Source organism: Ruegeria sp. BG7, from assembly GCF_056535685.1.
On sequence record NZ_JBQFIU010000001.1, the window covers coordinates 2,176,364 to 2,191,520 of the forward strand.

Sequence of the window (15,157 nt, forward strand, 5' to 3'; positions counted from 1 at the left end):
AATGGATACGATATTCGCCTTGGCCAGCGCGCAAGGTAAAGCTGGAGTGGCTGTGATCCGCCTCTCCGGCCCTGACTCTCATTTTGCAGCGGCACGCCTTACAAGGGATGCGCTTCCAAAACGTGGCATGGTCCTGCGCACGTTGCGGGACGAGAAAGGTGCGCGTTTGGATGACGGGTTGGTTCTGACATTCCAAGCCCCGGCCAGTTTCACCGGAGAGGATGTGGCGGAGCTGCAAATCCATGGCAGCACCGCGTCTGTTAACGCCGTGCTGCGGTGTTTATCAGACATTGACGGCTTGCGCATCGCCGAACCGGGTGAGTTCACGCGCCGGGCACTTGAAAACGGTAAGATGGACCTGACTCAGGTCGAAGGTCTGGCGGATCTGATAGACGCGGAAACCGAAGCTCAGCGTAAGCAGGCCCAAACCATTCTGGCTGGCGAACTGGGTACACTGGCAGAACGGTGGCGCCGGGATTTGATACGAGCAGCGTCCTTGTTGGAAGCTGTCATCGACTTTGCCGATGAAGAGGTGCCAACAGATGTGACACCTGAAGTACGAGAACTAATCCATGGTGTGATGTCAGACCTCAGACGTGAGGCCGACGGTGTGAAAATCGCTGAGCGTATCCGGACAGGGTTTGAAGTCGCAATTGTTGGTCTTCCGAATGCAGGAAAGTCCACTCTTCTAAATGCGCTGGCCGGTCGGAAGGCGGCGATTACCTCGGAATACGCTGGAACCACGCGGGATGTGATCGAAGTGCGAATGGATCTGGCAGGATTGCCAGTGACCTTGTTGGACACGGCCGGGTTGAGAGAAACCGAAGATCACGTCGAAAACCTGGGCATCGAGCTGGCACGCGGAAGAGCGGAGGCGGCCGACCTTCGTGTTTTTCTATCGGAAAAGCCGGAAGAATTGGGTGTTGGGATGCAAGCTGGTGACATTCATGTTCTGCCCAAAGCTGATCTTCGAGGTGATGAAGGTCTGGGTGTATCTGGCAAGACTGGGCAGGGGATTGATGCGCTCGTTAACCAGATTTCGCGTGTTTTGAGTGAACGAACTACTACCCATGGTATCGCTACGCGGGAACGCCATCGCGTGGCAATTGGTCGGGCACTGGATTCGCTTCAATCTGCAATCGCGGTTCTGGAATCAGGTCCGGACCTGTATGATATCGCGGCAGAAGAGCTTAGAACTGCCATTCGAGCTCTTGAATCTCTGGTTGGTAGAATAGATGTCGAAACACTGCTGGACGAAATCTTCTCTAGCTTCTGTTTGGGAAAGTAAGGAGTGTTTCACGTGAAACATTCAAAGTTCGATGTGATCGTTATTGGAGCCGGGCACGCCGGTACCGAGGCTGCGCACGCGTCTGCCAGGATGGGGGCAAGTACCGCGCTGGTAACGCTGTCTGCATCAGATATCGGAGTTATGTCCTGCAATCCTGCAATTGGTGGTTTAGGGAAAGGCCATCTGGTACGCGAGATTGACGCCCTGGACGGCGTTATGGGACGTGTTGCAGACCAAGCTGGCATTCAGTTCCGTCTGCTGAATCGCCGAAAGGGTCCTGCGGTGCAGGGCCCCAGGACGCAAGCGGACCGCGCCCTTTACCGGGCAGCAATGCAAAAAGAAACACAAGTTCAACCCAACCTGTCTGTTATTGTCGGTGAGGTCGTTGATTTTATCATGGACGGCTCGCGCGTTTCCGGAGTTTCGCTTGCGGATGGCTCAGAGATTTCCGCGCGCGCCGTCATTCTGACCTCTGGCACGTTTTTACGCGGTGTTATTCATATCGGAGATGTATCTCGCCCCGGTGGCCGCATGGGTGATCGCCCTTCCATCAAGCTTGCGGAACGTTTGGATAGTTATGATCTGCCACTGGGTCGGTTGAAAACAGGCACGCCGCCGCGTTTGGATGGGCGGACAATCGACTGGTCTGATCTCGAGCGTCAAGACGGGGACGAAGAGCCAACACTGTTTTCGTTTCTATCGACAGACGTGGTGGCACCTCAGATTTCTTGTGGAATCACGCATACCAACGCGAAAACGCACGAGATTATTGAGGCCAATCTTTCGAAGTCAGCCATGTATGGCGGTCATATTGACGGCATCGGTCCTCGGTATTGCCCCTCTATTGAGGATAAAATTGTGCGGTTTTCTGACAAGGAATCGCATCAGATTTTCCTGGAACCCGAAGGCGTGAATGATCATACGATTTACCCCAATGGTATCTCAACATCATTACCTCAAGACGTGCAGTTGCAATATGTTCGGTCCATCAAAGGCCTTGAAAACGCAGAGATCCTGCAGCCCGGATACGCAATTGAGTATGACTACGTTGACCCTCGTGTCTTGACCGCGACTCTGTCGCTGCCCGATGTTCCCGGGTTGTATTTGGCGGGCCAGATCAATGGAACAACGGGTTATGAGGAAGCAGCTGCTCAGGGGATGGTCGCTGGCCTTAATGCCGCGCTGGAGGTTCAAGGCCGTGATCCTGTGCATTTCACCAGATCTGACAGCTATATTGGCGTAATGATAGATGATCTGACGACGCGTGGCGTGGCTGAACCATATCGTATGTTTACCTCACGAGCTGAATTCCGTCTGTCCTTGCGCGCGGATAACGCAGATCAGCGTTTGACACCGATTGGCATTGATCTTGGATGCGTTGGGTCCAGCCGTCGGCTGCATTTCGAAGACAAGATGGCTCAACTTGATGCAGTAAAAACCAAATTGGCAGAACGTACCTATACACCAAAAGAAGTGTTGTCCGCCGGAATAAACGTTAACCAGGATGGAAATCGCAGGGATGGAATGGCGATCTTGGCTTTTCCGGACGTATCCTTCGATAGCTTATTGCCTTTGATTCCGGATCTCCAAGACGTAGACCAAAAGATCAGACTACAGATTGAGCGCGACGCGCTTTACGCAAACTATATTGCGCGTCAGAAACGTGATGTGGAAGCAATGAAGCGGGATGAATCCTACGTAATTCCCCGGAATTTCGATTATTTCGCGTTGGATGGTCTATCTTCCGAGATGAAACAAAAGCTCTCGCAAGCTAAGCCCGAAAACATTGCGCAGGCGGGTCGTGTAGAAGGGGTTACACCTGCTGCGCTGACCCTTGTTCTTGCAAAACTCCGCCGCGACCAGAGGGTTCGACAGGCATGACGCCCGACTATTCTGCATTTGAACGGTTGAATGTTTCACGTGAAACATTCGAGCGCCTGGAGGCCTACGTTGAACTGGTGAAGCGTTGGAATCCCAAGATCAATCTTGTGTCTCGCAACAGTCTTGAACACATTTGGGAGCGCCACATTTTTGACTCCGTACAAGTTTTCGGCTGCGCGGAACAGTTCGTAAGCTGGGTGGATTTAGGCAGTGGGGGCGGGTTTCCGGGTATGGTTTGTGCGTTGATCGCGGCAGATCAGTCACCAAAATCGCAATTTACATTTGTTGAAAGCGATCAACGGAAGTCTGCCTTCTTACGTAGTGTTGCTCGGGAGTGTGGAATTAAATGCCGCGTGATTTCCAAACGAATCGAAAGTGTCGATCCATTGGGTGCCGATGTTCTTTCAGCGCGCGCATTGGCAGAGTTGCGGGTGTTATTGTCGTTCTGTGACAGGCATTTAAGTAAAAATGGCACGGCCTTGTTGCCCAAAGGCGCAAACTGGAAAAAAGAACTGTCAGATGCGCAAGAGGAATGGAATTTCCACGCCGAGCCGATTACAAGTTTAACCGAACCTCAGGCCGTTATCCTTAAAATCAAAGGAGTATCACGTGGTTGATCTGTCCCGACCTTCAGGACCTCGGATTATTGCGGTCGCCAATCAGAAGGGCGGAGTGGGGAAGACAACGACGGCGATCAATCTGGCAGCAGGGCTGGCGGAATCCGGTTGTCGGGTTCTGGTGGTTGATCTTGACCCTCAAGGGAATGCGTCCACCGGATTGGGTGTAGAGGATCGGGATTGGACAACCTATGATCTCATCCTGGACGACGCGCCGTTGGAGGCTGTTGTTCAAGAGACCGAGATCGAAAACCTTCTGGTTGTTCCGGCAACCGTTGATCTGAGTTCTGCCGACATTGAATTGATATCCAATGAGAAGCGCAGTTATTTATTGCACGATGCGTTGCGGCAAACTGCGGTTGATGCTTTCAACCTTGATTTCATCCTTATCGATTGCCCACCATCTTTGAACCTGTTGACCGTCAATGCAATGGTGGCGGCACATTCCGTCCTTGTTCCGCTGCAAAGTGAGTTCTTTGCCCTGGAAGGTTTGTCGCAACTAATGCTGACGATCAGGGAAGTTCGGCAAACCGCAAATCCTGACCTGAGAATCGAAGGTGTTGTGTTGACCATGTATGACAACCGCAACAACTTGTCCCGTCAGGTTGAAAAGGATGCGCGTGACAATCTGGGTGAGATGGTCTTTAAGACAAAGATACCCAGAAACGTGCGGGTCAGTGAGGCTCCGTCATATGCGTTGCCGGTCTTGCAATATGACTCGGGTTCGCTTGGCGCGATGGCTTATCGGCATCTGGCCCGCGAGATCATGCACAAGAACAATAAAACCGCTGCGTAGGCGGAAGTGAGGAGGGCGACATGAGCGCCAAGAAAGCAAAAACCCGAGGTTTGGGGCGCGGCCTGTCAGCTCTTATGGCGGATGTGAACCCCGAAGCAGAAGGGCGGGTGCCAACCGAAGCGCGCCGGCCTGATCTGAAAGTTCCAATCGAAAAGCTGAAAGCGAACCCCAATCAGCCGCGCCGCACGTTCCTGCCCGAGCAGCTGGACGAGCTGGCTGCCTCGGTCAAGGAAAAGGGCATTATCCAGCCTTTGATTGTCCGGTCGACCGGAGCTGATGAATACGAAATCGTTGCAGGGGAACGTCGTTGGCGGGCGGCGCAAATGGCGCAGCTGCATGATATTCCGGTTATTGTGCGCGATTTTGACGACACCGAAGTTCTGGAAGTTGCGATTATCGAAAACATCCAGCGCGCTGACCTGAACGCCGTGGAAGAGGCCGCTGGCTACAAGCAGCTAATGGATCGTTTTGGCCACACGCAGGAAAAGCTGGCTGAAGCTTTGGGTAAGAGCCGTAGCCATATTGCAAATCTTCTGCGTCTTTTGTCCTTGCCAATGGATGTTCAAACCCTTGTTATTGAAGGAAAAATATCTGCTGGACATGCGCGAGCTCTGATTACAGCCGAAAACCCTTCGGAATTGGCGAAGCAGATCGTCAAAGAGGGGCTTTCGGTGCGTGCAACCGAAGCTTTGGTCAAAAAACAACAACAAGGTGACGCCGAACGCCCTGCGCCTCGGTCCAGAAATCTTGATGCGGGCAAGGATGCCGATACGCGGGCGTTGGAAAAAGACCTGTCTGCAATTCTGGCGATGAAGGTCTCGATCAATCACAAGGCTGGAACAGAAACGGGCCAGGTTGTTCTGACGTATGAGAACCTGGACCAGCTTGACGATTTGTGCGCCAAGCTCAGCCGTTAGGCCGCGTCCAGATAAAGACCAATACACCGCCCAGGACAACGGCTTGAATGGCCAAAACGAAAACTGGGGCGGACATCCAAATTGAGAGACCAAAAACGGCGGCGACGGAAACAGTTGCCGCCTTTTTTGCCGCAGGCCGTATAGCACCAGAGCTTTGCCAATCTTGTATCAACGGTCCGAACAGTTGGTGAGTCAGCAGCCAAGTGTGAAGACGCGAAGATGATCTGGCAAAGAAGAACGCTGCCAATAGCAGGAATGGCACGGTTGGCAGAAGGGGAAGAACAACCCCAACCATCGCCAGAGCAACGCATAATAATCCCAGTCCTGCCCACAGGTAGTGCATGGCTAGCTCAATAGTTCCCGGATGACGGCATTCAGAACGGCCCGGCCGTCCGCAGTCGCCCGAAGCCTGTCGTTACTATGTTCAATCATTTTAATTTCCGAGAGATGATCAATAGTGTTCTTTGGAAGTTTTCGACCGGATAGGGTTTCCCATCTGTCTATATTTAGCCCCTCTGAAATTCTCATACCCATCATAAGGTACTCGTTTGCCTGATCTTCGTAGGACAGTAACGTTCTATCTTTTTCCCCGTTGCTGCGCTCGGCAGCATCAAGCCAACGTTGCGGATTCAGGTATGTTTCGGTTGCGTATCTTTGGGCGTTCAAGGTGACCCGTCCATGAGCACCTGGTCCGATGCCGACATAGTCTCCGTAACGCCAATAGGTCAGGTTGTGTTGGGATTCCGCGCCTGCGCGCGCATGATTGGATACTTCATAGGCGGGCAAACCGTGGGCTTCGCAAATGTCCTGCGTGATCAGATACATGTCGGCGGCGCTGTCATCCTCGGGCAAGCCACGCAGTTTTCCAACGGCATAGCGATCACCAAAAGCCGTTCCGTCCTCGATCGTCAATTGGTACAGCGACAGGTGGTCCACGGCCATTGACAGGGCCTCGTTCAGCTCCGTGCGCCAAGCTTCGGGTGTTTGGTGCTGTCTGGCATAGATCAGGTCAAAACTCACACGATCAAAGCAGGCACGTGCAATGTCAAATGCCGCTCGGGCCTCGGTGACTGTGTGGATCCGGCCCAGCCGACGCAAATCTTCGTCATTCAGGGCCTGAACGCCCATCGAGATTCGATTTACGCCTGCATCTCGATAAGCCGCGAACCGACCAGCTTCGACCGATCCGGGATTGGCCTCGAGCGTGATTTCCATGTCATTGGACGGGTGCCAGAGCGCGCGCGCCTCATCAATCACGTCAGAAACGGTTTCCGGGTCCATCAGAGACGGGGTGCCACCCCCAAAGAAAATCGTGTTCAGTACCCGACCCGGCGTTTCAGAGGCAGCGCGGCGCAGCTCGCTCAGATAAGCAGTAAGCCATTGTTTCTGGTCTATTTTCTTTGAAACATGGCTGTTGAAGTCACAATAGGGGCATTTGGCCTCGCAAAAAGGCCAATGGATATAAAGGCCAAAGCCCCCGTTGCGCCAATCATCCGCCAAAGCAGCCTTTCACGAACTTCTCAACCGCGCGGCCGCGGTGGCTGATCTTGTTCTTTTCCCAGCGATCCATTTCGGCAAAGGTAATGTCGTGCCCGTCCGGAACAAACATCGGGTCATAGCCGAATCCATCCTTGCCGCGGATCGGCCAGACCAGGTGGCCCGGGGCGATGCCTTCGAAAACTTCATCATGTCCGTCGGGCCAGGCCAGAACCAATGTACAACGAAATTGCGCAGTGCGTGGGTGAGGGGCGTTTTTAGCCTCCAGCTCATTATGTGCGCGGGTCATGGCCAATAGGAAATCGCGACCATTTGCCGTTTCCGCCCAATCAGCAGTGTAAACCCCCGGCGCGCCGTCCAGCGCGTCGATGGTGATCCCGGAATCGTCCGACAGGGCAGGCAGGCCGGTGGCTTTGGCGGCGGCATGGGCTTTGATCCGCGCGTTGCCGACAAATGTGTCTTCGGTCTCTTCCGGCTCGGGCAGGTTCATCTCGCCCGCGCCGACGACAGTGACGCCAAAAGGTTCGAGGAGATGCGCCATCTCCTCAAGCTTGCCTTTGTTGTGGGTGGCAACCAGCAGCCTGTCCCCATCGAACTTACGGGTCATGCGGTTGCGGCCTTTTGCGCGGCAGCCAATTCGCCGACGCCTTTTTCGGCGAGATCCATCAGCTGATCCATTTGCGCGCGGCTAAAGACCGAGCCTTCGGCGCTCATCTGCACTTCGATCAGCTTGCCGGATCCGGTCATGATGAAGTTGCCATCAACACCCGCTTCGCTGTCTTCCGGGTAATCCAGATCCAGAACTGGCTGACCAGCATAAATACCGCAGGACACAGCCGCAACTGGATCCACCAGGGGATCAGAGATGACGTCGCCCGCTTTCATCAGCTTGTTCACGGCCAGACGCAGGGCCACCCAGCCGCCGGTGATCGACGCGCATCGGGTGCCGCCATCGGCTTGGATCACGTCGCAGTCCACAGTGATCTGACGCTCACCCAACGCGACCCGATCCACACCAGCGCGTAGGGCGCGGCCGATCAGGCGCTGGATTTCCACGGTGCGACCACCTTGCTTGCCGCTGGCAGCTTCGCGCCGCATTCGGGTGTTGGTGGCGCGGGGCAGCATACCGTATTCTGCCGTGACCCAACCCAGGCCCGAGCCTTTTATAAAGGGCGGCACGCGATCTTCGATCGTTGCGGTGCAAAGCACATGAGTGTCGCCCATTTTGATCAGGCAGGAACCTTCGGCATGTTTGGTGAACCCCGTTTCGATTGAAACGGTGCGCATTTCGCTTAAATCTCTTCCAGAGGGTCGCATCGGAATTCCTTTGTTTGCTGGGTTGGGGATAACGCCCCGCAGCGTTACGATGCAACCCCGATTGACCTTTCATTTGCCTGCTATTTAATGACGAACGAGCAGGGGACGACGCATGAGCGAAGCGAGCAAGATTCTGGATGAGATGAACGACCGGTCGCGCGAAGTGTTTCGGTTGATTGTCGAGAGTTATCTAGAAAGCGGTGAGCCGGTTGGCAGCCGCACCTTGACGCGTACCTTGTCCGAAAAAGTCAGCGCCGCGACCGTTCGCAATGTGATGCAGGATCTGGAATTTTTGGGCCTTCTGGACAGCCCACATGTCAGTGCAGGTCGAATTCCAACGCAGCAGGGCTTGCGGATGTTTGTGGACGGGTTGCTTGAAGTTGGCGATCTGGGTGCCGATGATCGGCAGAAACTGGAACAGACATTAGGCTCTAACACGGGCGATGTGGGTGGGATGCTCGACCGAGTGGGCTCTGCTTTGTCACACGTGACACAAGGCGCCTCGCTGGTTTTGACGCCCAAGCATGAATCGGAAATCAAACATATCGAGTTCGTTTCTCTGGGTCATGACCGGGCTTTGGTGGTTCTGGTTTTCTCGGATGGTCATGTGGAAAACCGTCTGTTCACCCCGCCAGCGGGGCAAACCCCCAGTTCAATGCGCGAGGCGGCGAATTTCCTCAATGCGCTGATCGAGGGGCGGACCCTTGGCGAAGTGCGTCGGCAGATGCAGACGCAGATCGATGCACGCAAGCAGGAAATAGACATTCTGGCGCGTGAGATGGTGGAAAGCGGAATGGCTGCCTGGGACGGAGACGGCGGCGACTCGGCCCGATTGATCGTGCGTGGGCGGGCGAATCTGTTGAACGAACCGGGTCAGGCCGAGGAGCTTGACCGGATTCGGACCCTGTTTGACGATCTGGAACGCAAACGTGACATCGCGGAATTCCTTGAATTGACCGAGGATGGCGAAGGTGTGCGCATTTTTATTGGGTCTGAGAACAAACTTTTCTCACTTTCGGGTTCCTCTTTGGTGGTGTCTCCATATATGAACGCTGATCGTAAGATAATCGGTGCGGTCGGGGTCATCGGGCCCACGCGTCTGAATTATGGACGGATCGTGCCGATCGTGGATTATACGGCGCAACTGGTCGGTAAGTTGATATCCGACCGGAGCTAGAGGGTAAGAGATGGCAGAGCCCAAGAACGAAGATTTTCTGGACGACATCATGGCTGCGGAAGCGGAAGAGCTGGCCGAAGAGTTTGCAGAGATCAGCGAGGAAGCGCTGGAGCTCGATGAGCTGCGCGCCGAGCGGGATGACTATAAAGACAAGTTCATGCGCGCGCTGGCGGATGCTGAGAATGCGCGTAAGCGCGGCGACAAGGCGCGCCGGGATGCGGAACAGTATGGCGGGTCGAAGCTGGCCCGGGACATGCTGCCGGTTTATGACAACATGAAGCGTGCGCTTGAAGCTGCGACGGATGAGCAGAAAGAAGTGGCCGCTGGGTTGCTGGAAGGTGTCGAACTGACCATGCGTGCGCTGAAGGACGTGTTCCAGAAGCACGGGATTGAAGTGATCACGCCTGAGGTCGGAGACCGGTTCGATCCAAACGTGCATGAGGCGATGTTCGAAGCGCCGGTGCCCGGCACCAGGGCGGGGGACATCATTCAGGTGTCTGCCGAAGGGTTCATGTTGCATGACCGCCTGCTGCGTCCGGCGCAGGTTGGCGTGTCGTCGGCGCCTGCAAGCTGATTGGCCCCTGCGAGGCGAAGCCTTCGGCGAGAGTATTTTGGAAAAGATGAAGGGGCGGTCAGGATCTGGCCGCCTCTTTCAGCTTGTAGATCAGATCGAGTGCTTCACGAGGAGTGAGCTCGTCCGGTAAGATATCATCCAACATATCCGTGACAGGCGAGGCCCTAGGGGCAGGTGGCGGGGGTGGCGGCGCGGCTGAAAACAGCGGCAGATCATCGATCAGAGCTTTTTGCTTTCCACCTTCGCGTTCGGTTTTCTCGAGTTGATCCAGAACGACACGGGCGCGTTCGACAACCGAGGCTGGCAGGCCGGCAAGTTGGGCGACTTGCACACCATAGGACCGGTCTGCAGCGCCCTTGTGAACCTCGTGCAGGAAGATCACCTCGCCTTCCCATTCTTTGACAGCAACGGTTGCGTTATCCACGCCTTCCAGCTTACCGGCCAGAGCTGTGAGCTCATGATAGTGCGTGGCAAACAGAGCGCGGCATTTGTTGGAGGCGTGCAGATGTTCCAGTGTGGCCCACGCGATTGAGAGGCCGTCATAGGTGGCGGTGCCACGTCCGATTTCGTCCAGAATAACCAGCGCGCGGTCATCGGCCTGGTTCAGAATCGCGGCAGTTTCGACCATTTCGACCATGAAGGTCGAACGACCCCGAGCCAGATCATCCGATGCACCAACGCGGCTGAACAATTGACTTACGACGCCGATACGGGCGTGTTCGGCGGGTACATAGCTTCCCATCTGAGCCAGAAGCGCGATCAGGGCGTTCTGGCGCAGGAAAGTCGATTTACCGGCCATATTGGGGCCGGTCAGCAACCAGATGGCGGCACCCTGTTCAGCGCTAAGATCGCAGTCGTTGGCGACAAAGGCATCGCCACTTTGCTGACGCAAGGCGTGCTCCACAACCGGATGGCGGCCGCCGTGCACGCTGAACGCGCGTGATGTGTCCACATGTGGGCGACACCAGTTTTCCCCACGCGCCAGATCGGACAGTGCCGTTGTCAAATCCAGCTCGGCCAACCCTCGAGCGGCTTGGTTGAGACGGGCTGCCAAGGTCAAAATCTGATCAGAAAGCTTTTGATAGAGCCGCTTTTCAATCTCAAGCGCCAGATTGCCAGCGTTCAGGATGCGGGTTTCGATCTCTGACAGTTCGACGGTCGTAAATCGTACCTGATTGGCGGTCGTCTGACGGTGGATATAGGTTTTGCTGAACGGCGGGTTCAGCATCTTCTCGGCGTGGGTCGCCGTGGTTTCGATGAAATACCCCAGCACATTGTTGTGCTTGATCTTCAGCGAGGCGATACCAGTGTGTTCCGCGTATTTTTGCTGATATCCGGCAATGACCGAGCGACCTTCGTCCCGAAGGGTGCGCGCCTCATCCAGTTCAGTATCAAAGCCAGGGGCGATGAAACCACCATCGCGCGCCAGCAAGGGTGGTTCGGCGACAAGTGCCTCGTCGAGCAGGCCGAGAAGGTCATCAAACCCGGTCAGGTTTTGGACGGCGGTCGATAACAGTACTGGCAAATCTTGGGTTTCGCACAATTCTGCAATTTTAGCCGCCTGCGCCAACCCGTTTCGAATGGCAGCCAGATCGCGCGGACCGCCTCGGTCCAGCGACAGCCGCGACAAGGCGCGGTCCAGATCCGGTGTTTTGCGCAGTGCTTCACGCAGGTCTGACGCAATCAGGCTGTCCTCAACTGCGAAGCTTACCGCATCCAGGCGCGCATGGATCACTTCCAGATTGCGCGATGGGCTGGACAGGCGTTGTTCCAGCAACCGTGCGCCACCGGGTGTGACGGTGCGGTCGACCACAGACAACAACGATCCGGCGCGACCACCTGAGAGCGACCGCGTCAGTTCCAGATTGCGGCGTGTTGCAGCATCAATTTGAACAACGCGGTCTTCTGATTCCTTGAGAGGGGTCTGCAGTAGAGGCAATTTGCCCTTTTGCGTGATCTCAAGGTAATCGATCAGTGCACCCATTGCCGAGACTTCGGCTCGACCGAAGTTCCCGAATGCATCCAAAGCACCGACGTGAAACAAACCGCATATGCGTTTTTCCGCCGCTGTGCTGTCAAAACTGGCACGTCCCACCGGCGTCAGAGAAATCCCAAGATCGCGAACAGGTTCGTGCAACTTGTCTTGCGCCCCGTCTGCAACGATCAACTCGGACGGGGCCAGCCGTGCCAGTTCCGGGCTAAGGCGCGCGCCGGTCAAAGGCATCACGTGAAATGCACCGGTCGAGATATCGGCCCAGGCCAAAGCGGCCTCGTCCCGAACTTCGGCATAGGAGGCCAGAAAGTTGTGGCGGCGGGCCTCCAGCAGGGCGTCCTCGGTCAGCGTGCCGGGCGTCACCAGACGCACAACATCGCGCTTTACGACTGATTTAGAGCCTCTTTTCTTCGCTTCGGCAGGGCTTTCCATTTGTTCGCAGACAGCGACGCGAAAGCCTTTGCGGATCAGGGTCAGCAAATACCCTTCGGCTGAATGCACTGGCACACCGCACATGGGAATATCGTTGCCATTGTGTTTGCCGCGCTTGGTCAGGGCGATGTCCAGCGCTTCGGCGGCATTGACGGCATCTTCGAAGAACATTTCGTAGAAATCGCCCATGCGATAGAACAGCAATGCATCGGCGTGGGCCTCTTTGATTTCGAGATATTGCGCCATCATCGGCGTGACTGTGGACAAAGGCGGCCCCCTTTTGGCGTTTCCGGGCGTGACCTTACAAACCCGGCCCCTGCGACGAAAGGCGAAAACGTATTGTCGTTGAGGCGCGCCCCTGCCTGCGCTATGAGGCAACAGCCCAACAGATGCAAAGAAACGACATTTCCGATGCCCAAAGCGAAGATCACCAAAGAAGAGGCGCTGGCCTTTCACCTGGACCCCACCCCCGGCAAATGGGAAGTGCAAGCCACTGTTCCCATGACCACGCAGCGAGACCTGTCACTGGCTTACAGCCCCGGTGTGGCTGTTCCCTGTGAAGCCATCGCCGAAGCGCCTGAGACTGCTTATGACTATACCAACAAGGGCAATCTGGTGGCTGTGATCTCGAACGGGACGGCGGTACTTGGTCTGGGAAACCTTGGCGCGCTGGGCTCAAAACCGGTGATGGAAGGGAAATCCGTTCTGTTCAAGCGGTTCGCTGATGTGAACTCGATCGACATCGAGCTGGACACCGAAGACCCGGATGAGTTCTGCCGTGCGGTGCGTCTGATGGGACCGACTTTTGGTGGCATCAATCTGGAAGACATCAAAGCGCCCGAATGTTTCATCATCGAGCAGCGCCTGAAGGAAGAGATGGATATCCCTGTCTTCCATGATGACCAGCATGGCACGGCCGTGATTTGTGCTGCGGGTTTGCTGAATGCGCTGCACATCTCGGGCAAGAAGATCGAGGATGTAAAGATTGTCCTGAACGGTGCGGGCGCGGCAGGGATCGCTTGTATCGAGTTGCTGAAAGCGATGGGCGCACGGCACGAGAATTGCATCGTCTGTGACACCAAAGGCGTTATTTATCAGGGCCGGACCGAAGGTATGAACCAGTGGAAGTCCGCCCACGCCATCACCACGGATTTGCGTACGCTGGAAGATGCGATGAAGGACGCGGATGTGTTTCTTGGCGTGTCGGTCAAAGGCGCGGTCACACAAGAAATGGTCGCCAGCATGGCGGACAACCCGGTGATTTTCGCGATGGCGAACCCTGACCCCGAGATCACGCCGGAAGAAGCGCACGAGGTTCGCGTGGATGCTATCGTTGCCACCGGGCGCAGCGATTACCCCAATCAGGTCAACAACGTGCTTGGCTTCCCCTATCTGTTTCGTGGCGCTTTGGACATCCATGCCCGTGCCATCAATGACGAGATGAAGATTGCCTGCGCCCATGCGCTCGCCAATCTGGCGCGCGAGGATGTACCGGATGAGGTCGCCATGGCCTATGGCAAATCTCTGACGTTCGGGCGCGATTATATCATCCCGACACCGTTTGACCCGCGGCTGATCCACCGTATTCCACCAGCCGTTGCCAAGGCCGGAATGGATACTGGTGCAGCGCGGCGTCCGATCATTGATATGGACGCGTATGAACTAAGCCTGAAATCTCGCATGGATCCGACCGCGAGCATCCTGCGCGGTTTGAACGCCCGTGCGCGTCAGGCCCAAAGCCGGATGATCTTTGCCGAGGGCGACGATCCACGGGTGCTGCGCGCTGCGGTCATGTATCAGCGTTCAGGCTTTGGTAAAGCGCTTGTGGTCGGTCGGGCAGATGACGTCAAAGACAAGCTGGAAGCCACAGGTCTTGGGGATGCGGTACGAGAAATCGAGGTTGTGAACGCCGCAAATACCAGCCATCTCGAAACCTATTCCAATTTCCTCTATGAGCGCCTGCAGCGTAAGGGTTTTGACCGCAAGGACATTCACCGTCTTGCCGCACGGGATCGGCATGTGTTTTCTTCGTTGATGCTGGCACATGGTCACGGGGATGGGCTGGTCACGGGCGCGACGCGTAAGTCGGCCCACGTGCTGGACCGGATCAACCACGTCTTTGATGCCGATGCTGCGCACGGGGCTGCTGGTGTGACGGCCCTCTTGCATAAAGGTCGGATTGTCTTGATTGGGGACACCCTAGTGCATGAATGGCCGGACGAAAACGATCTGGCCAATATCGCCGAGCGTTCCGCAGCCGTCGCCCGACACATGGGTCTGGAGCCACGGGTTGCGTTTGTCAGTTTCTCGACCTTTGGTTACCCGGTCTCGGAACGCGCCGAAAAGATGCACCGCGCGCCCGCAGTGTTGGACCAGCGCGGCGTGGATTTCGAGTATGAAGGCGAAATGACGGTTGATGTGGCCCTGAACGTGGATCAGCAAGCAGCTTATCCTTTCCAGCGTCTGACAGGTCCGGCGAACATCTTGATCGTTCCGGCGCGGCACTCAGCCTCGATCTCAACCAAGCTGATGCAGGAAATGGGTGGCGCGACCGTGATTGGCCCGATCCTGTCGGGCGTGGATAAGCCAATTCAGATCTGTTCCACCGTCTCGACTGCGAATGACATTCTCAACATGGCCATTCTGGCCTCATGCGATATTGGATAAG

The 15,157-nt window shown here is 55.8% G+C and carries 13 protein-coding genes; 8 read left to right on the forward strand and 5 right to left on the reverse strand.

Annotated features, from left to right (window positions below):
• Position 1: 1 nt before the first annotated feature.
• From mnmE to ACR3EH_RS10815, 5 genes are read left to right on the forward strand one after another with little or no spacing between them, the layout of a single operon-like run.
• Entirely contained in the window at positions 2 to 1,288 is a 1,287-nt protein-coding gene (gene mnmE / locus ACR3EH_RS10795; protein ID WP_171184685.1) for a tRNA uridine-5-carboxymethylaminomethyl(34) synthesis GTPase MnmE, read from the forward strand.
• Positions 1,289 to 1,300: 12 nt separating this feature from the next.
• Positions 1,301 to 3,169 (forward strand): tRNA uridine-5-carboxymethylaminomethyl(34) synthesis enzyme MnmG, encoded by a 1,869-nt coding sequence (gene mnmG, locus ACR3EH_RS10800; RefSeq protein ID WP_171184683.1) that lies wholly within the window; start codon positions 1,301 to 1,303, stop codon positions 3,167 to 3,169.
• Positions 3,166 to 3,786, forward strand: a complete 621-nt coding sequence (gene rsmG, locus ACR3EH_RS10805; RefSeq protein WP_171184681.1) for a 16S rRNA (guanine(527)-N(7))-methyltransferase RsmG — start codon at positions 3,166 to 3,168, stop codon at positions 3,784 to 3,786. The genes mnmG and rsmG overlap by 4 nt, the downstream gene beginning before the upstream one ends.
• Positions 3,779 to 4,582 carry a ParA family protein gene (locus ACR3EH_RS10810; RefSeq protein WP_171184679.1) on the forward strand — a complete coding sequence of 268 codons (804 nt, stop codon included), beginning with the start codon at positions 3,779 to 3,781 and terminating at the stop codon, positions 4,580 to 4,582. Before rsmG ends, ACR3EH_RS10810 begins: the two co-directional genes overlap by 8 nt.
• 20 nt (positions 4,583 to 4,602) lie before the next feature.
• Positions 4,603 to 5,499, forward strand: a complete 897-nt coding sequence (locus tag ACR3EH_RS10815) for a ParB/RepB/Spo0J family partition protein (RefSeq protein WP_171184677.1) — start codon at positions 4,603 to 4,605, stop codon at positions 5,497 to 5,499.
• On the opposite strand, the gene ACR3EH_RS10820 is transcribed toward ACR3EH_RS10815, so the two are convergent.
• Genes ACR3EH_RS10820 through rph form a run of 4 tightly spaced genes read right to left on the reverse strand, consistent with a single transcriptional unit; the run spans position 5,489 to position 8,313 of the window.
• Entirely contained in the window at positions 5,489 to 5,842 is a 354-nt protein-coding gene (locus tag ACR3EH_RS10820) for a YbaN family protein (RefSeq protein WP_171184675.1), read from the reverse strand. The two genes, ACR3EH_RS10815 and ACR3EH_RS10820, sit on opposite strands and share 11 nt — an antisense overlap.
• 2 nt (positions 5,843 to 5,844) lie before the next feature.
• Positions 5,845 to 6,999 carry a radical SAM family heme chaperone HemW gene (gene hemW / locus ACR3EH_RS10825; RefSeq protein WP_171648173.1) on the reverse strand — a complete coding sequence of 385 codons (1,155 nt, stop codon included), beginning with the start codon at positions 6,997 to 6,999 and terminating at the stop codon, positions 5,845 to 5,847.
• Positions 6,989 to 7,603, reverse strand: a complete 615-nt coding sequence (rdgB, locus tag ACR3EH_RS10830; protein ID WP_171184672.1) for an RdgB/HAM1 family non-canonical purine NTP pyrophosphatase — start codon at positions 7,601 to 7,603, stop codon at positions 6,989 to 6,991. Before rdgB ends, hemW begins: the two co-directional genes overlap by 11 nt.
• Positions 7,600 to 8,313, reverse strand: a complete 714-nt coding sequence (rph, locus tag ACR3EH_RS10835; protein ID WP_171184670.1) for a ribonuclease PH — start codon at positions 8,311 to 8,313, stop codon at positions 7,600 to 7,602. The genes rdgB and rph overlap by 4 nt, the downstream gene beginning before the upstream one ends.
• Before the next feature lie 112 nt (positions 8,314 to 8,425).
• Between rph and hrcA the strand changes: the two genes are divergently transcribed.
• Entirely contained in the window at positions 8,426 to 9,490 is a 1,065-nt protein-coding gene (gene hrcA / locus ACR3EH_RS10840) for a heat-inducible transcriptional repressor HrcA (protein WP_171184668.1), read from the forward strand.
• Between the two features lie 10 nt (positions 9,491 to 9,500).
• On the forward strand, positions 9,501 to 10,064 hold the full coding sequence (locus tag ACR3EH_RS10845; protein WP_171675786.1) for a nucleotide exchange factor GrpE: 564 nt from the start codon (positions 9,501 to 9,503) through the stop codon (positions 10,062 to 10,064).
• Positions 10,065 to 10,122: 58 nt separating this feature from the next.
• Here ACR3EH_RS10845 and mutS read toward each other — a convergent pair whose 3' ends face one another.
• Positions 10,123 to 12,738 (reverse strand): DNA mismatch repair protein MutS, encoded by a 2,616-nt coding sequence (gene mutS / locus ACR3EH_RS10850; protein WP_171184803.1) that lies wholly within the window; start codon positions 12,736 to 12,738, stop codon positions 10,123 to 10,125.
• Between the two features lie 162 nt (positions 12,739 to 12,900).
• Between mutS and ACR3EH_RS10855 the strand changes: the two genes are divergently transcribed.
• A complete protein-coding gene (locus ACR3EH_RS10855) occupies positions 12,901 to 15,156 on the forward strand; it encodes an NADP-dependent malic enzyme (RefSeq protein WP_171092812.1) in 2,256 nt (751 codons plus the stop codon).
• The last annotated feature ends 1 nt before the right edge of the window (position 15,157 follow it).

Excerpts from the sequence above, each read along its gene's own strand:
- mnmE (WP_171184685.1), top strand. The coding sequence starts at position 2 with ATGGATACGATATTCGCCTTGGCCAGCGCGCAAGGTAAAGCTGGAGTG.
- rsmG (WP_171184681.1), top strand. The coding sequence starts at position 3,166 with ATGACGCCCGACTATTCTGCATTTGAACGGTTGAATGTTTCACGTGAA.
- ACR3EH_RS10815 (WP_171184677.1), top strand. The coding sequence starts at position 4,603 with ATGAGCGCCAAGAAAGCAAAAACCCGAGGTTTGGGGCGCGGCCTGTCA.
- ACR3EH_RS10820 (WP_171184675.1), bottom strand. The coding sequence starts at position 5,842 with ATGCACTACCTGTGGGCAGGACTGGGATTATTATGCGTTGCTCTGGCG.
- rdgB (WP_171184672.1), bottom strand. The coding sequence starts at position 7,603 with ATGACCCGTAAGTTCGATGGGGACAGGCTGCTGGTTGCCACCCACAAC.
- rph (WP_171184670.1), bottom strand. The coding sequence starts at position 8,313 with ATGCGACCCTCTGGAAGAGATTTAAGCGAAATGCGCACCGTTTCAATC.
- hrcA (WP_171184668.1), top strand. The coding sequence starts at position 8,426 with ATGAGCGAAGCGAGCAAGATTCTGGATGAGATGAACGACCGGTCGCGC.
- ACR3EH_RS10845 (WP_171675786.1), top strand. The coding sequence starts at position 9,501 with ATGGCAGAGCCCAAGAACGAAGATTTTCTGGACGACATCATGGCTGCG.
- mutS (WP_171184803.1), bottom strand. The coding sequence starts at position 12,738 with ATGATGGCGCAATATCTCGAAATCAAAGAGGCCCACGCCGATGCATTG.
- ACR3EH_RS10855 (WP_171092812.1), top strand. The coding sequence starts at position 12,901 with ATGCCCAAAGCGAAGATCACCAAAGAAGAGGCGCTGGCCTTTCACCTG.